At 57.4% G+C, this 17,292-nt stretch carries 13 protein-coding genes and 1 other RNA gene; 7 read left to right on the forward strand and 7 right to left on the reverse strand.

Annotated features, from left to right (window positions below; all coding sequences use genetic code 11):
* Window positions 1-5: 5 nt before the first annotated feature.
* The 5 genes from AC0AP0_RS00125 to AC0AP0_RS00145 all read right to left on the reverse strand — a co-directional run bounded on the left by AC0AP0_RS00125 (window position 6) and on the right by AC0AP0_RS00145 (window position 7,875).
* Window positions 6-467: a hypothetical protein gene (locus AC0AP0_RS00125; protein WP_445342476.1), complete on the reverse strand. Its 462-nt coding sequence runs from the start codon at window positions 465-467 to the stop codon at window positions 6-8.
* Window positions 464-3,574 carry a glycoside hydrolase family 3 C-terminal domain-containing protein gene (locus AC0AP0_RS00130; protein ID WP_490428772.1) on the reverse strand — a complete coding sequence of 1,037 codons (3,111 nt, stop codon included), beginning with the start codon at window positions 3,572-3,574 and terminating at the stop codon, window positions 464-466. Before AC0AP0_RS00130 ends, AC0AP0_RS00125 begins: the two co-directional genes overlap by 4 nt.
* Before the next feature lie 180 nt (window positions 3,575-3,754).
* Entirely contained in the window at window positions 3,755-5,053 is a 1,299-nt protein-coding gene (locus tag AC0AP0_RS00135; protein ID WP_490428773.1) for an ATP-binding protein, read from the reverse strand.
* The gene (locus AC0AP0_RS00140; RefSeq protein WP_490428774.1) at window positions 5,050-5,790 is read right to left on the reverse strand and encodes a LytR/AlgR family response regulator transcription factor; all 741 of its coding nucleotides are present in this window, start codon (window positions 5,788-5,790) and stop codon (window positions 5,050-5,052) included. The genes AC0AP0_RS00135 and AC0AP0_RS00140 overlap by 4 nt, the downstream gene beginning before the upstream one ends.
* Window positions 5,791-5,862: 72 nt before the next feature.
* A complete protein-coding gene (locus AC0AP0_RS00145) occupies window positions 5,863-7,875 on the reverse strand; it encodes a beta-N-acetylhexosaminidase (protein ID WP_490428775.1) in 2,013 nt (670 codons plus the stop codon).
* 381 nt (window positions 7,876-8,256) lie between these two features.
* Here AC0AP0_RS00145 and AC0AP0_RS00150 point away from each other — a divergent pair, with 381 nt between their 5' ends.
* Together AC0AP0_RS00150 and AC0AP0_RS00155 are read left to right on the forward strand one after the other, a co-directional pair.
* On the forward strand, window positions 8,257-9,534 hold the full coding sequence (locus tag AC0AP0_RS00150) for an ROK family transcriptional regulator (protein WP_445342473.1): 1,278 nt from the start codon (window positions 8,257-8,259) through the stop codon (window positions 9,532-9,534).
* On the forward strand, window positions 9,524-10,423 hold the full coding sequence (locus AC0AP0_RS00155; RefSeq protein ID WP_445342472.1) for a carbohydrate kinase family protein: 900 nt from the start codon (window positions 9,524-9,526) through the stop codon (window positions 10,421-10,423). The genes AC0AP0_RS00150 and AC0AP0_RS00155 overlap by 11 nt, the downstream gene beginning before the upstream one ends.
* Window positions 10,424-10,529: 106 nt before the next feature.
* On the opposite strand, the gene AC0AP0_RS00160 is transcribed toward AC0AP0_RS00155, so the two are convergent.
* Window positions 10,530-12,008, reverse strand: coding sequence for a DASS family sodium-coupled anion symporter (locus AC0AP0_RS00160; protein WP_490428776.1), 1,479 nt, complete (start codon window positions 12,006-12,008; stop codon window positions 10,530-10,532).
* Between the two features lie 298 nt (window positions 12,009-12,306).
* Here AC0AP0_RS00160 and AC0AP0_RS00165 point away from each other — a divergent pair, with 298 nt between their 5' ends.
* The 5 genes from AC0AP0_RS00165 (at window position 12,307) to AC0AP0_RS00185 (ending at window position 16,395) form a co-directional block, all read left to right on the forward strand.
* Window positions 12,307-13,929, forward strand: a complete 1,623-nt coding sequence (locus AC0AP0_RS00165; RefSeq protein WP_490428777.1) for an NAD-dependent malic enzyme — start codon at window positions 12,307-12,309, stop codon at window positions 13,927-13,929.
* Between the two features lie 242 nt (window positions 13,930-14,171).
* A complete protein-coding gene (locus tag AC0AP0_RS00170) occupies window positions 14,172-15,116 on the forward strand; it encodes a LysR family transcriptional regulator (protein ID WP_490428778.1) in 945 nt (314 codons plus the stop codon).
* A 113-nt stretch (window positions 15,117-15,229) separates the two neighbouring features.
* Window positions 15,230-15,628, forward strand: a transfer-messenger RNA (tmRNA) gene (ssrA, locus tag AC0AP0_RS00175).
* 241 nt (window positions 15,629-15,869) lie between these two features.
* Window positions 15,870-16,124: a type II toxin-antitoxin system RelB/DinJ family antitoxin gene (locus tag AC0AP0_RS00180; RefSeq protein WP_445342468.1), complete on the forward strand. Its 255-nt coding sequence runs from the start codon at window positions 15,870-15,872 to the stop codon at window positions 16,122-16,124.
* A gap of 10 nt (window positions 16,125-16,134) precedes the next feature.
* A complete protein-coding gene (locus AC0AP0_RS00185) occupies window positions 16,135-16,395 on the forward strand; it encodes a type II toxin-antitoxin system RelE/ParE family toxin (protein ID WP_445342467.1) in 261 nt (86 codons plus the stop codon).
* A gap of 321 nt (window positions 16,396-16,716) precedes the next feature.
* Here AC0AP0_RS00185 and AC0AP0_RS00190 read toward each other — a convergent pair.
* The coding region (locus AC0AP0_RS00190; RefSeq protein WP_490428779.1) for an FtsX-like permease family protein at window positions 16,717-17,292 on the reverse strand (576 nt) is incomplete at its 5' end.

Genomic DNA, 17,292 nt, shown 5'->3' on the forward strand with positions numbered 1-17,292 from the left:
AAAAATCAGACCTTAGACCCAGAGCCTGCGGAAATGGCGAGCGGTCGGGGCTCACCGCAGAAGCGGACAATTACTGCCACGATGGCCACCGCATATCCCGCAACTCCGAGAATGGACCAATTGAGCGCCGTCTGCTCAGACGGGGGGTAATTGACCGGGATGAAATAGACATCCGCCGCCAATCTGACCCGCGACATGGCAAATACTGCGAAGGCAATCAACAGGAGCACCTCAGCCGCAAGAGACCTCATGGAAGCTACAACACTTTGCTCTCCATCAAGCCGGGCCAGCTCGACCGGTGCCAGGCACACCCATGCCAGCAGTGTGCAGACGATCACTACTGCGCTCAATCCTTTTCCAGCAAGATACCCCGTCATTGACGAGGCCAGGTAAATAGCCAAGCCCGCCACGGAACACACCAATGCCGTCCAGAGGCTGCCTTTACGTTCCATGTGCCAGCTGATCATCGAGCACCTCCTTCGTCAATATCTGCACCAGATGGAAGCGATTTACCTGACGAACGCCGCCAATCAAGTACGCAGCCAACCAATCCAAGCAAGGTGGCCAGAGCTGTAAGAGTGATGCCCGCAAGATACAATCCACGCCACCAGGTAAGCGTGTTCTGTGTATGTGTAGTCTCATTGACACCATTCATCGCATTGGAGTTGGCCAGTGCCCACAAGGCGTAGTGGATATCCTTCCGGATTGCCGACAGCATGGCTTTGTCGGAGCTTAGGGTTTCGGGATTCCAATATTCGACTCCCTGATTGCCGAATCCGCAAAAGGCCGTGGTTCCTGCCATCAGCGACTCCTTGGGAGACGCATGAGGCGAAACCGAGGTGAAGTCGGTTACCGAGTAGCCGGTGAATCCCCACTCATCCCGCATGATGTCGTTCATGACACCAGCATTGGCACTGGATGCCACGGCACCTATACGATTGTAGGAAGTCATTACACCCAAGGCTCCTTGGCGATAGTCGCCATGGGGGTGAGCACGGCCATTGAAGTCATCCGGTTTGCCCTTGGCCTCGAAAGCCTGTTGTATATTACGCAAATCCATCTCGCGAGCCTTCTGCTCGCTCATGAAGACCGCAATGCCAGAACGATTGATTTCCTGATCGTTGAAAGCGGCATGCTTTATATTGACCAGAGTGCCCTTGGATTGTGCCCCTTGGGTGACTGCACTTCCCATGTATCCCGAAAGGATAGGGTCCTCGGAATAATACTCGACAGCACGGGAATTGTAAGCATGCCGATGCAGATTCATGGCCGGGCCGATCATGATTGGAAGATTGAAGACCAGGCTGCTTTCGCCCAAAGTGATTTGACCGTGCCGATAGCCCAGAGCCTTGTTCCATGAATATGCCAGGTTGACGGGGGATGGAGCTACGCGAGAACCCTTGTCTGCATATTTTTCGGCATCGGCGTAGGGCTTTCCGCGATAAGTGCCCTCCTTGAGGTAATGCGAGTCCGAGCCGCCGGGACCGTCATCAGCCATCATCTCCTGAAGCCCGACAGAGGGCATGGCACCTATGGCATGGAAGGCTTTTTCAGCAAACGACATGAATTCTTTGACCGGAACCTTGTCTACGACTTCTTTCCACCGAGGATCATCGAACCGGGCGTTCTTCATCTCATTGATAGTCAGGGAACTCGATCCATTCCCCGTCTGAGCCTCCTTGGCATCAGCATCGTGCTTCAGAGGCACAAAATCGTTGTTGAGCAAAGTCGCCAATCGTCCATCGGCCTTGAACCCCTTGTAAGTTGATGGGAAGGTACCGGACCAGTCGGATCTGGTCAGATACTTGACGCTCCCTGGCTTAAATGCGTTGTAGTCCATAGCGTAATCGCCACGGGAAAGATGGTTGACGATCTTTTTGCCGGTCTTCGCTGTGGAGAAGGTCTTGTCATCTATTCCACCCTGCCAGGACCAACGGTAGGCCTTGGCAGCATCTGCATGTCCTCCAGGCACCGACGTTCCCTGGGCAGCAAGTACTGAATTCAAGGCCTGGTGTGCGTCATCGCCAATGGCAACGAAGTAGTCGCCAGGATCCAAAATGTAAGTGCCGGCGCCAGAGGTATCATAGCTGGCCAAGTTGGCCAAGTCGACTGTCATGGTCACAGTCTGGCTTTCTCCGGGTTTGAGCGTGTCGGTCTTTGCAAAGTCAAGCAGGGCTATGGCCGATTTCTCAACATGCTGCCGACGGTCATAGTCAGTGTAGGGCGCAGAGCCATAGACTTGGACCACTGATTTGCCTTTACGCCCGCCTGTGTTGGATACGGTTACGCGCACCTTTGCCGTTCGCTTGTCGCCAGCAATTTTTACAGAATCCAAATGCTGACGGAAGCTCGTATAGCTCAGGCCATATCCAAATGGATACACGACCTCATGGTCGTAGGACCACTCCCCATCAGCTGTGGCCGGAGCACCGTCACGGTCGGACCAGGTCCCCGCTTTGGCCTGTTTGCCGCCCTTGCCGCCAACTATGTCCGCATACCTGGTCTCGTAGTACCGATAACCGGTATAAATGCCCTCAGCCTCTATAAGATAGGAATTGACCGCAGCTTCCTTCGAGAAGTCGGCTGCATTGGCCCAGGGGATATTGCCGTAATTACCCATAGCCGGCGCCAAAGCGCTGTTGCGGGCCATGACATCACCCAATCGCGCCGAGGGCGACACCACTCCGGTAAGCACATCAGCCAGGGACTCGAAGCCATAAGCTCCAGGGAAGCCGATCCACATGATGGCGCTGATCCGCGGGTCATCCTTCAGATCGCCTATCTCCATGGGGTTGACCGAGTTGATGAGGACAACGACTTTCTTGAAGTGAGACTCTGCCTCGCCTATAATATCCTTCTCTTTTTGAGACAAGGCCAATATATTGCCGGTCGAAGTCGAGACACCGGGCGCAAGGCCGCGCTTGCCTGGATAATATCCGTCGCCGTTTTCTCCGCCAGGTCGGCCTACAACGACAATAGCCGCATCGCCAAACTGTGCATATTGCGATCTGAAGTCCGGATTGAGGCCTGTCAATTCATCAATCGATAATTCACATGGGTCGTTGTATTTGGTGATTTCCGCGTATTCAGGCAATATGCCACCGCCGAACTTGGGAACCGTCCACTTCTTGCCTTTGAAATACTGCTGATATGCCTGGAGCGTGGATGGATTCAGCCGCAGTCCCTTCTTGGTGAAAGCCTGGGTGATCTGCTCAGTGGAATGCCCGTCAGTGACGGAACCTCCCGAACTGCCATAGATTGGCGCGAATCCTCTGACGCCCAGCATGGTCACCTTCGCATGCTCGGCAAGCGGGAGAGCCTCATGGTCGTTCTTGAGCAGGGCGAAAGTTTCCGGCGCCTCCTGAAGAGCTTCTTTTCTGAAGCCCTGATATGCGCTTCTTGCACTTTTGAATTCGGAGGCATAGGTCCAGGCGTCCTTGCCGTGGGCGGATTGATCAGTGACGATTCTCTGGCTCCTTGTGCCGAAAAAGGCATCGATCGATGTTCTATAAGTCTCCAAGACGAGGCTCGCCATGATGACCAAAGCGAGCAACAGTGCTCCGACGGACGCCATCGCCCTCCATAGCCGCGATTTCTTCGACATGTATTCTCCTTTTCTCGCATTGGCCGCGAGTTATGGCCGTCGCCTTCATTGGCCAACGCATCATCCCGGCCGCTGCAGATTTCATTCTTCAACTGGTAGGTTCCACCGGCAAGACCAAGTGCCTGAATGGTCGAATTACAGCCTCGAACGTCAAAAAGCGCTCGGCAAGACAATGGTGAGAATGAACAAGTGATCCTCAGCCTTGATGAACAGCTTGCCATGGTATCGCTTAGCGATCATCGACATAGAACGTAGGCCAAAGCCGTGATCACGCTCATCGCCCTTGGTGGTCATAGGCAGCCCATTGAGGAACCTGATTTCGCCAGGAAAGGGATTCTCGACCCGGATAAGCACCATCCCCACGCGTTTTTTCACATCAAGGCTGATATATCGGCCATCTTTGGGCTCGAAACCAGCGAGCGCCTCCAACGCATTATCCATGGCGTTACCGAAGAGCGCATAAACATCAGTAGGATTCATGAACCCGAGCAGAGCCCCGTCTATCATCCTGTCGAACCTTATGCCACGACGTTCACAGACCAGAGCCTTCTGAGTCAACAGCACATCCAGAGCATCATTGCCAGTGTGCACCGAAGCATCATAGACATCTACCAGATTGGTAAGGCTGTTCATCTGATCGGAGGATAGCGCTTGGCCATACTGGGTGATCTGTTTTTTCAAATCATGCGCTTTTACATTGACCAGTTCAATGGTTTCCTTGGATGCCGACATCTGCCTGCGTTGCTGACGGAGGAGCTGACGAAGCAGCTCCCCCTCGTACCGCGCCTCCTGCTTGTCTTCCAGACCAATGCACAGCGAGAGCAGAAGAATGCAGGCCAGCATGTCGAAAGCGCTAAAAACACCTGTAACTCGAGGTCCAATGGGCGGCCTTATGGCATTGATTACATTAGTGAAGACGCTAACGCACAGAAACATACCTGCCAGCATTGCCAGCAACGATTGTCCTTGGATGCGGATTTCATGATGATTTTTGAGCTTTCTCGCCCAGAGCAGGTACGAGCACAGCAGCATAGGTATCAAGGCAAGACCATAGACCGATGGCCGAAAGGACGCGCTCACTCGGTCTGTCGATATCAGGGTCACCATCGTTGCACCGCGATAACAAAGATGCTGGGTTGTGCCTCCAAGCACGAAGTACAGGAGGTCCTGCCGCAAATCCACTCGCCAGATGGCCGCGATCCATAGAGCCAGCAGGAGGAAGACCACCAGGTTATCGACCATAGCCAACCAAGGGGAATCACGCGCGTATCTGTTCCATACGACGGATTGTGCGAGCATAACCACCAGCACCACACCGCCCCAAAAGACGCCCCGTCGGCGCCGTTCCAAGCGATAGGTGTAGATCAGTGTGGCAATCACGATCTCGAAGATGAAACCGTTCCGCTGCAGAAACAGAAGAACAAGATCCAGCACCCGTTGAACCGTCATGTCAAACCCATAGCGTTTGGGCGCACCATCTCATTTTCCCTGGCTAACTCTAGAGCCAGGGACTGCATGAACTGCCTGCGATGCGATCTGCCAATAGTCAGATGACAGTTTCCTGTAACAATCACCTGCGTACCTTTGACAGCCAGGATGTGACGCACATTGACCAAATAGGCCTTATTACATCGTAGGAATCCACGATCTGCCAGTTGACCCTGGACGGCTTTCAATGTACCGGTGGCCTCCACCGATTCACCGTCACCGTGATAGATCAGCCTGTGACCACAGACTTCAATATAAACTATGTCCGCTAGTCGCAATCGCCGTATACCGTCCCGCCTACTCACCGTGATAGTCGAGGCGCCCTGCTGAATAAGAGCGACAGCCCTATCCAATTTCCGGCAAAACTCGGTGTAGCTAACTGGTTTGACCATGTAGGCCAAGGCATCCACCTCGTAGCCAAGAACCGCATACTGGGCCATGTTCGTCACGAATATCAGCACCACGTATCGATCCAAATCCCGCAAGCGCCGGGCCGCTTCCATGCCATCCATGTTGGGCAGCTGGATATCCATGAGGACCAGATCCCAATTCGGACGGTATCCCTGGAGAAAAGCGGTGGGTTCAGAGAAAACCACAACCTTGATACCCAGACCGCACTCGTTTCCGTACCGCCGCAAGTACTCCGACAGGGTGCTGGCAGCAGACGGGTCATCTTCGACCAGAGCCACCCTGAGCATAGAACCTCCTGTCAACCCCGCCCTGGAATAGCACCATTGTATCGGACCAAGGGACCATCGCGGCCGATCTAGTCAGCAGTTTGTCCCCCGTCGCAACATATCGGCACAGCCCCAGACTATGGAGGCGATCCGCCCCAGCTCCGATTCACGGCTGACCTTACGCCAAAGCTTGGCGTAAGACTCGAACCAGATCTCCAGAGCATCCGCCAGATCCCGGTCGGCTCTGGCATCCGGAGCTCCAGGCAGAACATTATGGCGGACGGCCAGACTGCGACCCAGCGCGTTGAAGAGGCGTTGGCCATGGACAGCCATCAACTGGGCCTGCAGGGTTCTGCGCGCATCAGACCGGCATCCGGCGGCGGCCCTGCCCATGCGCACAGCCGCGTCAACCAGCAGAGCGTCACGCTGATCCACCTGCTCAAGACGAATGCGCAAAGCCATGAGCAGGCTCCGGCGAGCTTCGCATGCATCAGCAGACGAATCCAGCCCAGGCATGCCTGGCAATGTGGAGACAAGGAAGTGGGCCACATCCTGGTTGAGGCCCCCATGGCCGTCATCAAGCTCCCAGTAGCGCACCATGTCGTCCCAGCCGAAAACCGAACTGGAGCCTGCCTGGATCAGTGCCGGCAGATAGTCCCCTGTCGCATCCCCGTAGATCAGCAGGCCCAGATCCCTGTCCACTCGGTCCCGATTATCGTCGTTCGGGTTCCAGAAGCACTGGGCGGCGTAAGCCATGCCGGGCAGGCTCATGCGCGGATCGTTGATGTGCCCGTAATCGCCCCAGTCGGTGACCATGGCCCCGACGGCACCGTACTGGATCCCGTATCGACTCAGACGGCTGATATTATTCCATGCATCGTCGATTCGAGGAAGGAGAAGATTCCAAGCGTGAACGGCCGAGCAGACTATCTGCCGCGCCCCGGTAGAAGCCACAAGGGCAACCTTTTCCGGCCCTACCTGCGGGTCATAGAGCCAGTTGAGCAGCGTACAGTCCTTGGGTAGCCTGTCCAGGACTCTGGGCATGGACACAGCAACATCGCCCCAGAACATGGGATGACGGCCCTGCGCGTGCAGGTAATCACACAGGCTGATCATATAGTCGGCATACATGTCAGCAGGCTCCTTGCTGGAACCATCCTGCCGCGAACGCCCCTTGCCCAGATCGAAGGTCTCGTCCCCACCGATATTGAAGTTTCGCGTACGCATAAGCGGCGCATAGGCGTCAATCAGCTCAGTCGAGAAATCTAGGGCCTGCGGGTGGTTGACATTGATGGTGTGATGCTCCTGGCGCTCTATAAAAGAGTAGGGCCGGTCCGCCTGCTCAGGAAACTCGCCGAGATCTCTGAATCCGCGAGTACGAAGGTTGGTGTAATGGTGGCCGAAGGTGGAAATCGAAGGCACCAACTCGATGCCTAGGCGGGCGCAGTAGTCATCGAAGTCGGTGATCTGCCCGGGCTTCAGAGGGCTTGTGCCCCTCCAGGCTTCGCTCATACCCGGGAAAGCCATAGTGTGCTCAATGTAGAGCTGCAGCTGATTGAACTTATACAGAGCCAATATATCCGCACAGTGCCGCAGCCAGTCCATGGTGGGCACCCGACCCCGGGTCACATCCAGACTGTAGATGCGTGTTGGGTAGGCGGGGCGATCCTGGATGTGCAGAGCCGGAAGCACCGGACCGCATTGCATGACGATCTGGCGAAGGGTCTGCACCCCCCACCGCAGTCCCTGACCGTCTCCGCCGCGGATATCCACAATCGGGCGACGATCCCTCTGATCAGCGATGCGCAGAAGATACTCTTGGGGACCAAGTTTCTGGTCCAGATCCAACCCAATCGCGCCATTCCACGCCTGCCCCCGCGAATGATCCCAGACCATCCCAGTAGCCTGCTGAATGGTATCTATCAACTGGTCACTCAGAACAGAACCCAGCTCCTTGTCAACTGCTGCACCGCAGACAATTCGGCCCACCACCGGCAACAGCAGCTGGCCTCGATCCCTTTGCATGTGGATCGGCCGGGGAATCAGAGCTAATAGCCGCTCTCTCGGCGGATCGGCGACGGCGTCGATGCCATTATCAAGACTCATTCTCCATACCTTTCCCGCAGCAGATTGATGCCGATGACAACCGTATCGTCGGCATGTTCCAGCCATGACCATCGATGGTCACCCATCAATCTACCCATTTACCTGGGACGAGAAGAGACCCCGGCATCCATGGTGAACGTGCACTGGCAGAGTCGAATATTCAACGCATAAGCAGCTCACACATGGCGGTGAGCCTGCAAGAACCTACGATCCATCACACTGGTAAAGGAGACGTGGCCAACGATGGAATTCCCTTTGTTGAGAAACCCTAAACAGCTTTGAAAGGGTTTGCGGAAGAATAATAAACAGTGTTAATATATAAACGTTGTTCATAAAGTACGCGAAGTTCACGTGACTGCACCACTCAAGGAGGAGGTTGACATGCATGGCAGTCCATACGCCAGCACGCCGAAGGCCCTCTCCGAGCTCAACCAGTCACGCATCGTGCAGTATCTGCACCAGCACGGCACCAGTTCGCGAGCCCAGATCGCCCGGGACCTCAATTTGACACCAGCTGCGGTGGGCAAGCTGGTGGGCCGTCTGATCGGGTTGGGTCTGATCAGCGAGACCGGCAGCATGGACTCAGGGGGCGGCCGTCGATCTATAGGCCTGGCCCTGAACGCCCACCGCTACCAGGTCATCGGAGTCAAGTTCGCCCGCAGCCTGGTCACCATCGGACTGTTCGACATCAGCGGCCGCCTGCTGGACTCGGAAGGGCTGCCCCCCGTCGACCCAGATGACATTCCCGCCGCCGTGGCAGAGGTCAGAACCCGCGTGGAGGGACGACTGGAGACGAACCCTGCCATCGTGGCCGTGGGCATGGCCGTGCCGGGGCCTTATCTGCGCGAGACCGGCCGTATCGCCCTGGTCACCAGCATGCCCGGCTGGCGTGGTGTGGACTTTATCCACGAATTCGGCCAGGCCTTCCGTGTTCCCACGTTCATTGAGCAGGATGCCCGAGCCGGCGCACTGGCACATAGCCTGTTCGATCCCCGCGTCAGCGCATCCAGCATGGCATACTTCCTGGTGGGCGAAGGCGTTGGGCTGGGAGTCATCGACAGGGGCGCCCTGGTGGACGGAAGCCAGGGAGCGGCTACCGAAATCGGCCACGTCAGCATCGATCTGAACGGCCTGCACTGCGAGTGCGGCAACCGCGGCTGCCTGGAATGCTACTGCTCGGCGGTAGCCATCCATCGCCGCATGTGCCAGCCGGATATGCGGGATCACTTCCCTGGAGTCGAGGCCATGACCCACGCTGAGGCCTGCGCAAGTCTGTTCGACCTGGCCCGCACGGGTCAGCAGGTCGCCCAGAACTTGGCGGATCAGATCGCTGACTACGTGGGCTACGGCTGCGTGACCATCGTCAACGCTTACAATCCTGCCCAGATCGTCATCGGAGACATGGTGGGCGCCGCCGGTACCCGCCTGCTGGAACGTGTTCGAACCATTGTGTCCCAGCGTGCCCTGCCTGGGCTGCGTGAGCACACGCAGATTCTGCTCTCCAACCTACCTGCCGATGCGACGCTGACCGGGGCCGCCGCGGTAGCTGCCAGCCAATTTTTAGAACATCCGGCCAGCATCGGTCGCACAGCTGTGAAATCAACAAGCACAAGGCGGGCGCATCGCCCGTCATCAGGAAAGGAACACCATGACCAGTAAACCCGTGGTCCTCAGCATCGGCGAGATCCTCTGGGACGTCCTGCCAACAGGCAAGCGGGCCGGTGGCGCACCGGTCAACTTCAGCTATCACGCCGCAAAGAACGGGGCGGAAGGCTACGCCATCAGCGCCGTGGGACGCGACGACCTGGGCCGAGAGCTTGAGGAGGCGGTCCAGAAGGCCGGCGTCGATGCCGTCCTACAGCACAACGACCACCCCACCAGCACCGTCGAGGTCCAGCTGACCGACGGCATTCCCCAGTACGTCTTCAAGCCCGATGTGGCCTGGGATCATCTGGAATATACGGATGACCTGGCCGGGCTGGCCAGCAAGGCCGACGCCGTCTGCTACGGCACGTTGAGCATGCGCAGCAGCGGGTCCCGCGAGACCTGCCTGCAGGTCCTGCGCCACACCAAGAGCCATGCTATGCGCTTCTTCGACATCAACCTGCGCGGCACCTTCTACAGCAAGGATCTGATCCAGGAGCTGCTGGACATGGCTACGGTCTTCAAGCTCAACGACGAGGAGCTGGTCACCCTGCGCGACATGTTCCACGTCCCCGGAGCCACCGACGACGAGCTCTGCAGCTGGTTCATGGACCAGTGGCACCTGGACACCATCGTGCTGACCGCCGGCAACGACTACAGCACAATCTATCTGGCGGACGGCCAGTCCTCCCACCTGCCCACGCCTGAAATCACTGTGGCCGACACTGTCGGTGCCGGCGATGCCTTCTCCGGCACCTTCGCCATCAACCGCCTGCTGGGAGCCTCCCTGACCCAGTCCCACCGGGCTGCCGTCAACACCGCAGCCTTCGTCTGCACCCAGCCGGGCGCCTGGCCCGAATATCCCGAGCATATCCCCGACTACCTGGGCCAGCAGGGTCAATGATCCCCCACCTCTCCCTCTGAACATGATTTGGTCCCGCCCGTCGAACTGTCGACAGGACGGGACCAAACTTATATCTACACCAAACCTATATCTACGGTATCGGGATTTACCAGATGCCGATGAGCCGCCACCAGCCCAGACCCACGGTCAGGAAGATGGCCACGGTCACCAGTCCGCAGATCAGACCAATACGCAGGAACTCGGAGGTCTTGACGTATCCGGCACCGTAAATCAAGGCCGCCGGTCCGGAAGCGTAATGGGTCATGGCGCCGATCAGTCCGCTGGCGCATCCCAGCATCAGCGCTGCGGGCATGGCCGGGACCCCGGCAGCCACGGCCACGCTGACGAAGAGCGTGTAGATGGCCGCCACCTGGGCCAACTCGGAAGCGAACATGTAGTGGATGAAGAAGTAGAAGATCGTCAGAATCATCAGGACCAACACCCAAGGCATACCCTTGACCAGGCCCGCGATGATCTCCCCCGCCCAAGTTGTGACGCCCAGGGTATTGAGCGGTTCAGCCATGCCTACCAGAACGCCAAAGAAGATCAGCGTGGACCAGGCCGACTTGTTGGCAACCATGTCCTGCCAGGTGATGATCTTGGTGCACAGCAGCACGGCCACGCCCAGGAAGGCCACGGTGGTGGAATTGACATGAATCACCGAGCCGGTCGCCCAAAGGACCAGCATGACCAGGAAGGTCACGGCCATGATCCACTCGTGCATGCTCAGCGGGCCAAGCCCCTTGAGCTCATCCTTGGCATCCTCCTGAGCCTGAGGAACGTTCCTCAGGGTGGGCGGGAAGATGCGGTAGATCAGGGCGGGGATGAGGATCAGGCAGAGCAGGCCAGGCACTATGCCGGCCAGGGCCCAGGTGCCCCACCCGATGTCCACATGGAATTTCTGGGCCAGCTGTCCTACGACCGGGCCCGCCGCCATAGCCGTCAGGAACATGGCCGATGTAATGGCGTTGACGTTGTTGGCCGTGATCGCCAGGTAGGCGCCGATGCGTCGCCGGGATTCATCAGTGTCCGGCTTTGAATCCTGCACATCACTGATTGATGTAATGATCGGGAAAAGGATGCCGCCCAGGCGAGCCGTGTTTGACGGTGTGGCCGGAGCCAGGACCAGGTCGGCGGCCGAGAGCCCGTATGCTATGCCCAGGCTGGACTTGCCCAATCGGGAAAGAAAGACCAGGGCGATCCTGCGGCCCAATCCGGTGGAGACAAAGCCCTGAGCGATGAAGAAGGCCGCTACAATCAGCCAGATGGAGGCACTGCCCAGCCCGTTGAAGGCCGCCTTCTTGGGGTCCAATGCCCCGGTCAGCATCCCCACGGTCATGCCGATGATGGCCACCGCCGATGTGGGCAGAGGCTGCAGAATCAGCCCGAGGATGGTGCCCACGAAGACTCCCAGCATGTGCATACCCTGGGCGGTCAGCCCCTTGGGAGGCGGAATCAGGAAGATGACCAGCCCTACGGCTACGCAGATCAGAGCCTTGACCAGTTGGCCCGTATTGAACGGCTGCCTGGCTCCCGTCTTGGGGTCTCCCCCGCCCCCGCCTGTTCGTACTGTTTCACCCATCATTGCTCCTTCGCTCATGGTCCGGCGTATGACCGCCTGGAAACCGCCGACCTCTTCGTCGGCTTGCTCATGTGGACTTATGCTATGCGGCAGACGACAGGGGCGACAAATAAGCGCTGCCTATATGGGGAAGGCCATGACCGGCAGCCGTTGATGACATAAAAGACCCGTCGAAGAGCGGCGACAGGCGCTTGAGAACATATAGACAATGCTTATTTGCCGGGCCGCCAAGGGCTTTTCTAGGCTGATTGCAGAGGTCCGGCAACGCGGCCGGCCCCAATCGTGAAGGACAAGTGAGACCATGACAGGATTCGATACCATCAACGATTCCTATGCCAACCGGGGACTGGGATTCGACTATGAACAACGGCGCGAACTCAAGCTTGATGGGCTACTGCCTGCTGCCGTACAGGATGATGAACAGCGCGAGCGCATCGTATACCGCCGCTTCCTGGCCCAGCCCACCGATCTGGACAAGCGGCTCTACCTGATGAGCATCTGCCGCACCGACCGTCGGCTCTTCTACAGGAGCATGGACAAGCATCTGACCGAGTACATGCCCATCGTCTACGCCCCCACCGTGGCCCAATCCATCCAGCGCTACGACGAGTTCTATTCAGGCAGCGACGTGGCGTACATCTCCATCGATCACCCCGAGGGGATCGGCGACGCCCTGGACCAGTACGCCGGCGATCGACCCATTGACCTGGTGGTCTGCACCGACGCGGAAGGCATTCTCGGCATCGGCGACTGGGGCGCCCAGGGGGCTGAGATCCTGACGGGCAAGCTGGCGGTCTACACCGCTGCTGCCGGAATCGATCCCTCTCGCGTTCTGCCGGTGATGGTGGACGTCGGTACCAACCGCCAGGCCCTGCTGGACAATCCGGACTATGTGGGCAACCACTTCGCCAGGGTCAGAGGCCAGCGTTACGACGACTTCATCGATGACTTCGTCCAACAGGTCCTGCAGCGCTATCCGGAGGCCCTGATCCACTGGGAGGACTTCGGCAGGCCCGAGGCGGCGCCTGTCCTCAAGCGCTACCAGGACCGGATCCTGACCTTGAACGACGACATCCAGGGCACCGGCGTGACCGTACTGGCCGCTCTGATCGCCGCCAGAAAAATTGCCGGAGCCGACCCCAAGGACACCAGGATCATGGTCTTCGGTGCAGGGACCGCCGGCGTGGGCATCGCCGATCAGATTGTGGACGACCTGATCATCCGCCAAGGCATGGATTCAGAGACTGCGCGCGGCAGGGTTCTGCTCTTCGATCGTCAGGGTCTGATCGAGCAGGGTCTGGACGATCTGACCGAGGGCCAAACACGATATGCCCGCAAGCCGGATGAATTCGCCTCAGTCACCGACAAGACCTCGCTGGCACAGGTCGTCGACGCCTTCCAACCCACGGTGCTCATCGGCACCTCGACCAGGGCAGGAGCCTTCAACCAGGACGTTGTCGAGGCCATGGCCAAGCATGTGGAGCGGCCGCTGATCTGCCCCATCTCCAACCCTACGGAACTGGCCGAGGCCAAGGCTGCCGACGTAATCGCCTGGACCCACGGCCGCGGCTTCGTCATCACCGGCACCCCCTCAAAGCCTGTTGACTACCAGGGGGTCACCTATTCCATCGGACAGGGCAACAACGCCCTCATGTATCCCGGCATCTGCTTCGGGGCCATCGTCGCCAAGGCACGGCTGGTCACCAAGGGGATGCTGTTGGCCGCAGCCTACGCCATCTCCGACATGATCGACGTGGACAAGCCCGGAACCGCCGTATTGCCGCCGGTGGCCGATCTCAAGGAGATTTCACGTCGGGTCGCCACTGCTGTAGCTGCACAGGCGGTCCAGGAAGGCCTGAACCGTGAGCCGATTGAGGACGTGGATGCCGCCGTTGCCAAGGCACAGTGGCACTACGACGCCTGAGCGAAACCTGCACCTTCGCTTCTTGCGACATTGAAATTGGGGTCCGGCCGGCACGATTGATAATCGATAATCGTGGCGACTGGACCCCAATCATGGGTCAGGAACTGTAAATATTTTCAAGGGTCAATCTTCTCAAGTCCAGATGATAATGATATGGTTCCTATAAGTAGTCTTTCGCCAAAGTTGACGGATAAGCAATAAAGACAAGCAATAATCTGAGCACCAATCAAGGGAAGCGGCTCATGACCTATATGGATAATGTCCGCGACCTCGAGCTGCTTACCATGCTGGCCCGGTACGGCAGTTTCACCGACGTCGCGTTGGAGGCAGGCATCTCCCAGCCTGCCGTCTCACAGGCCATCAGAAGACTGGAAAAACGTCTGGGAACCAGGCTGGTCCAAAGGCAGCGCTTCGGCGCAGGTGACGGCACACAGCTCACCCAATCCGGAAGAACAGTGGTGGACCACGTCGGCCAGGCATTGGACCTTATTAACTCCCTGCCTGAGGCCTTGGCTGCGAGGACCGGGATTCGACGGCGCACAATCGGCCTGCCACCCATCATCTCTTCGCTGCTGAGCTCCGGGCAGGGGCGGCAAGGGCAGTGCGAACCAGACAAGAACACGACCGTAGAAACCATAGGGTCCCAAAAGCTGCTGAGCCAGATAGAGGCCCACCGTGTGGACTACGGGGCGGTGGCCAGCGTTAACGAGTCGCTGAGCGTGGATGGCGTGGAGACGACCAAACTGGCCTCATTTCCCTTCGGCATGGTATGTACCCAGTCCATGGTCGAACGATTGGGCACGGCGGGAATGACCAGCCTGCACCCCGAGGATCTGTCCATGCTTCCCGGGGATGTCCCCTTGGCCACCCTCAACCGAGATTTCGTCCATGCCCAGGCCGCCCAACGGCTGATTCACCTGTCTGAACCGGTCAGTCACCTGATTGAAGTCTCCGACGTGGAAACACTGAAAATGGTGACCACATCCGGCCTGGTCTGCAGCCTGATCACCTCGGCCGGCGTGCATCCTGGCGACGGCCTGCGCTTCATCCCCTTTGCCGGTGATGACATGCCTCGCTTCAACATCTTCCTCTTCAACGACACCAAGCGCGAGGCCTTCCACGAGGACGTGGAGGAGGTGCATGCCTTCAGCGACTATGCCACCAACCGACTGGGCTCTGTGGCTTGACCAAAATTGGAGTCAATGCCGAGGGAGAAGCGGGAATATCCGCAGCGTCCATCTGTTGTATACTGACGAGGCTGGCCCGAATTGGCGCCAGCGGAGCTTGATAATTCAAGATTGGGGCTGATCGGTTTCGACGGTGACCTGTTCGTCGCAGGGAAGCGTGCCGAGAACGCGGGGGTCCGCTCGTTAATGTCCTCCCGCAAACAACAAGTGCTAAATCTAACCGCACTGAGTTCGCTCTCGCTGCCTGAGCTTCGCGCCAGGATTAACCAGTGAGCAGCTGCTCCGTTCACTCCCCTTCGCCTTCGGGGGGATGCTGAGCGTCATTAAGAAGACTTGCCTGAACTGCCGCGCCACAGGGCGGTTCGGGGACTTTTACTGCGGCTATGCCCGCCACCGGTTGTCTGCGACACAGGTGGGGGCAGACAGATAGCCACAAAGGCCAGCAGACTACGCACGTAGAAGACTGAGGGTGCGGTCACCGGACCGGGGTTCAATTCCCCGCAGCTCCACAAGACAAGGGCCAGCCGGGGTAACTTGGCTGGCCCTTTTCATACCGCTTTACGGTTCAAGATTCCATTTCTCCGCATTTTTTAGTGCATCACAGTGTCAACAACCTTATTCATGAATCTCAGGTCAACCTCGTTTCTTTATTCGTAGAGTTAAAATGACTCCAGAATAACTCCACTTGGAGCACTAATGGTGTAATTTTGGAGCTAAAGAAGACTAATAGAGCAATTGGAGCAGGTGAAAGTAATGAAAGAGACAGTGAGAATTCAAATTCGTACCAGCGAGGATATGAAGCGTCGAGCCTCACAGCTTTTCGAAGATTTAGGCCTTGATCTCGGCACGGCTATTAACATGTTTCTCTCTCAGTCCCTGCGCGAAGGAGGACTTCCATTTCGCTCCCAACTTTCCAAATTTGACAGGGAAATGGAGGAAGCCGAGGCTTCACCGGTCATTCACACGGGTGGCGTAGAGAATATGAAAGATATCATCCATCACGTATGAGTTTGCATATATGCAAAAATTCCTGCGTGATGTCAAGAAAATCAAGAAGAAGCATTTCGACTTAAGCAGACTCGATCAGGTACTCCACGACTTGGCTGACTACAATTCAGCACTGCTTAAGCGCAAATACCGAAATCATTGGTGGAAAGGACGCTGGTCTAAATACGAGGAGTTGCATGTCGACGCGGACAGGCTCCTTGTGTACAAGCGCGACAAGAACCGAACGATTCTTACCTTGATGACCACCGGCAGTCATGGCCAAACATTGTGACATTACTGAAAGCCTCGGCAATCGAGCCTTGTTCCGAATGACACGAATCACTGTAATCGTGGCCCAAATTTGACTGTACATTTGTATCTACTTCAAAGTTAAAAGTTAATCGTCCGCTGAACCCCGAGAGATTGATTTATCATAACGGGGACCGGTATTTTCGAGCATTCAGCATGCATTTAGTGCATTGCCTAGGGCTGGCCTATCCCACGGAGAACTGCCCGTTGATGAATATGTTACACTCAGCCATGGCCGAAATCAATGCTTGGCAAGACCGCTCAACTACACATCGCGGACCCAACAATTAAAGCTCGCTGCCGATCATTCGCCTATAGCGCCTTGCAAAATGGCCATGGGCGAGCGCTTCAAAGCAGGCCGCGCCGTCAGCATAGTCGCCAGTGACCCGACGACGATGATCGGCAACCCGCATATAAGGAAGAACTGCCAAGGAAAGACTATGAACAAACTGTGGACAAGAGGCCAGTAGACCATAGCTGTGCTCAGTCCGACCAGTCCGGTGCCGCCTGCTGCGATGATAATGCCTGTAGTCATCACGATGGTGCCGTCCAATGTGGATATAGCAGTAAGCTGCTGCGGGTTTGCCCCAGCGATTGACAGGAGCGCCAAATCAAGGTCACGATCCCGAGCGGCGATGGCGAACCCCGCGATCACGCCGACCAGGGCGACCAGCAGCGCTGCCCAGAAACCATAGAGCAACTCCAAAGTCCCGCCCGCTGTGGCACTCGGTATTCCCGGCACCTTGTTTATGGCGACGGTACTGGTGCCTCCGGCAGTCAGCAGACCGCCGACCAAAAACATGCAGGCGGTCAACGCTATGACCGTTGAGCCGAATGTCGTGTCTTTGCTTCTGACCACAGCCTGTGAACGCGCTACCCG

The sequence above is a fragment of the Bifidobacterium sp. POST2/T3 (B1) genome, from assembly GCF_058197115.1.

What these genes read in the sequence shown, in the direction of transcription:
- AC0AP0_RS00185 (WP_445342467.1), top strand. Translation starts at nt 16,135, where the DNA reads ATGCAAAAATTCCTGCGTGATGTCAAGAAAATCAAGAAGAAGCATTTC.
- AC0AP0_RS00160 (WP_490428776.1), bottom strand. Translation starts at nt 12,008, where the DNA reads ATGATGGGTGAAACAGTACGAACAGGCGGGGGCGGGGGAGACCCCAAG.
- AC0AP0_RS00180 (WP_445342468.1), top strand. Translation starts at nt 15,870, where the DNA reads ATGAAAGAGACAGTGAGAATTCAAATTCGTACCAGCGAGGATATGAAG.
- AC0AP0_RS00165 (WP_490428777.1), top strand. Translation starts at nt 12,307, where the DNA reads ATGACAGGATTCGATACCATCAACGATTCCTATGCCAACCGGGGACTG.
- AC0AP0_RS00125 (WP_445342476.1), bottom strand. Translation starts at nt 467, where the DNA reads ATGATCAGCTGGCACATGGAACGTAAAGGCAGCCTCTGGACGGCATTG.
- AC0AP0_RS00140 (WP_490428774.1), bottom strand. Translation starts at nt 5,790, where the DNA reads ATGCTCAGGGTGGCTCTGGTCGAAGATGACCCGTCTGCTGCCAGCACC.
- AC0AP0_RS00130 (WP_490428772.1), bottom strand. Translation starts at nt 3,574, where the DNA reads ATGGCGTCCGTCGGAGCACTGTTGCTCGCTTTGGTCATCATGGCGAGC.
- AC0AP0_RS00170 (WP_490428778.1), top strand. Translation starts at nt 14,172, where the DNA reads ATGACCTATATGGATAATGTCCGCGACCTCGAGCTGCTTACCATGCTG.
- AC0AP0_RS00135 (WP_490428773.1), bottom strand. Translation starts at nt 5,053, where the DNA reads ATGACGGTTCAACGGGTGCTGGATCTTGTTCTTCTGTTTCTGCAGCGG.
- AC0AP0_RS00150 (WP_445342473.1), top strand. Translation starts at nt 8,257, where the DNA reads ATGCATGGCAGTCCATACGCCAGCACGCCGAAGGCCCTCTCCGAGCTC.
- AC0AP0_RS00145 (WP_490428775.1), bottom strand. Translation starts at nt 7,875, where the DNA reads ATGAGTCTTGATAATGGCATCGACGCCGTCGCCGATCCGCCGAGAGAG.
- AC0AP0_RS00155 (WP_445342472.1), top strand. Translation starts at nt 9,524, where the DNA reads ATGACCAGTAAACCCGTGGTCCTCAGCATCGGCGAGATCCTCTGGGAC.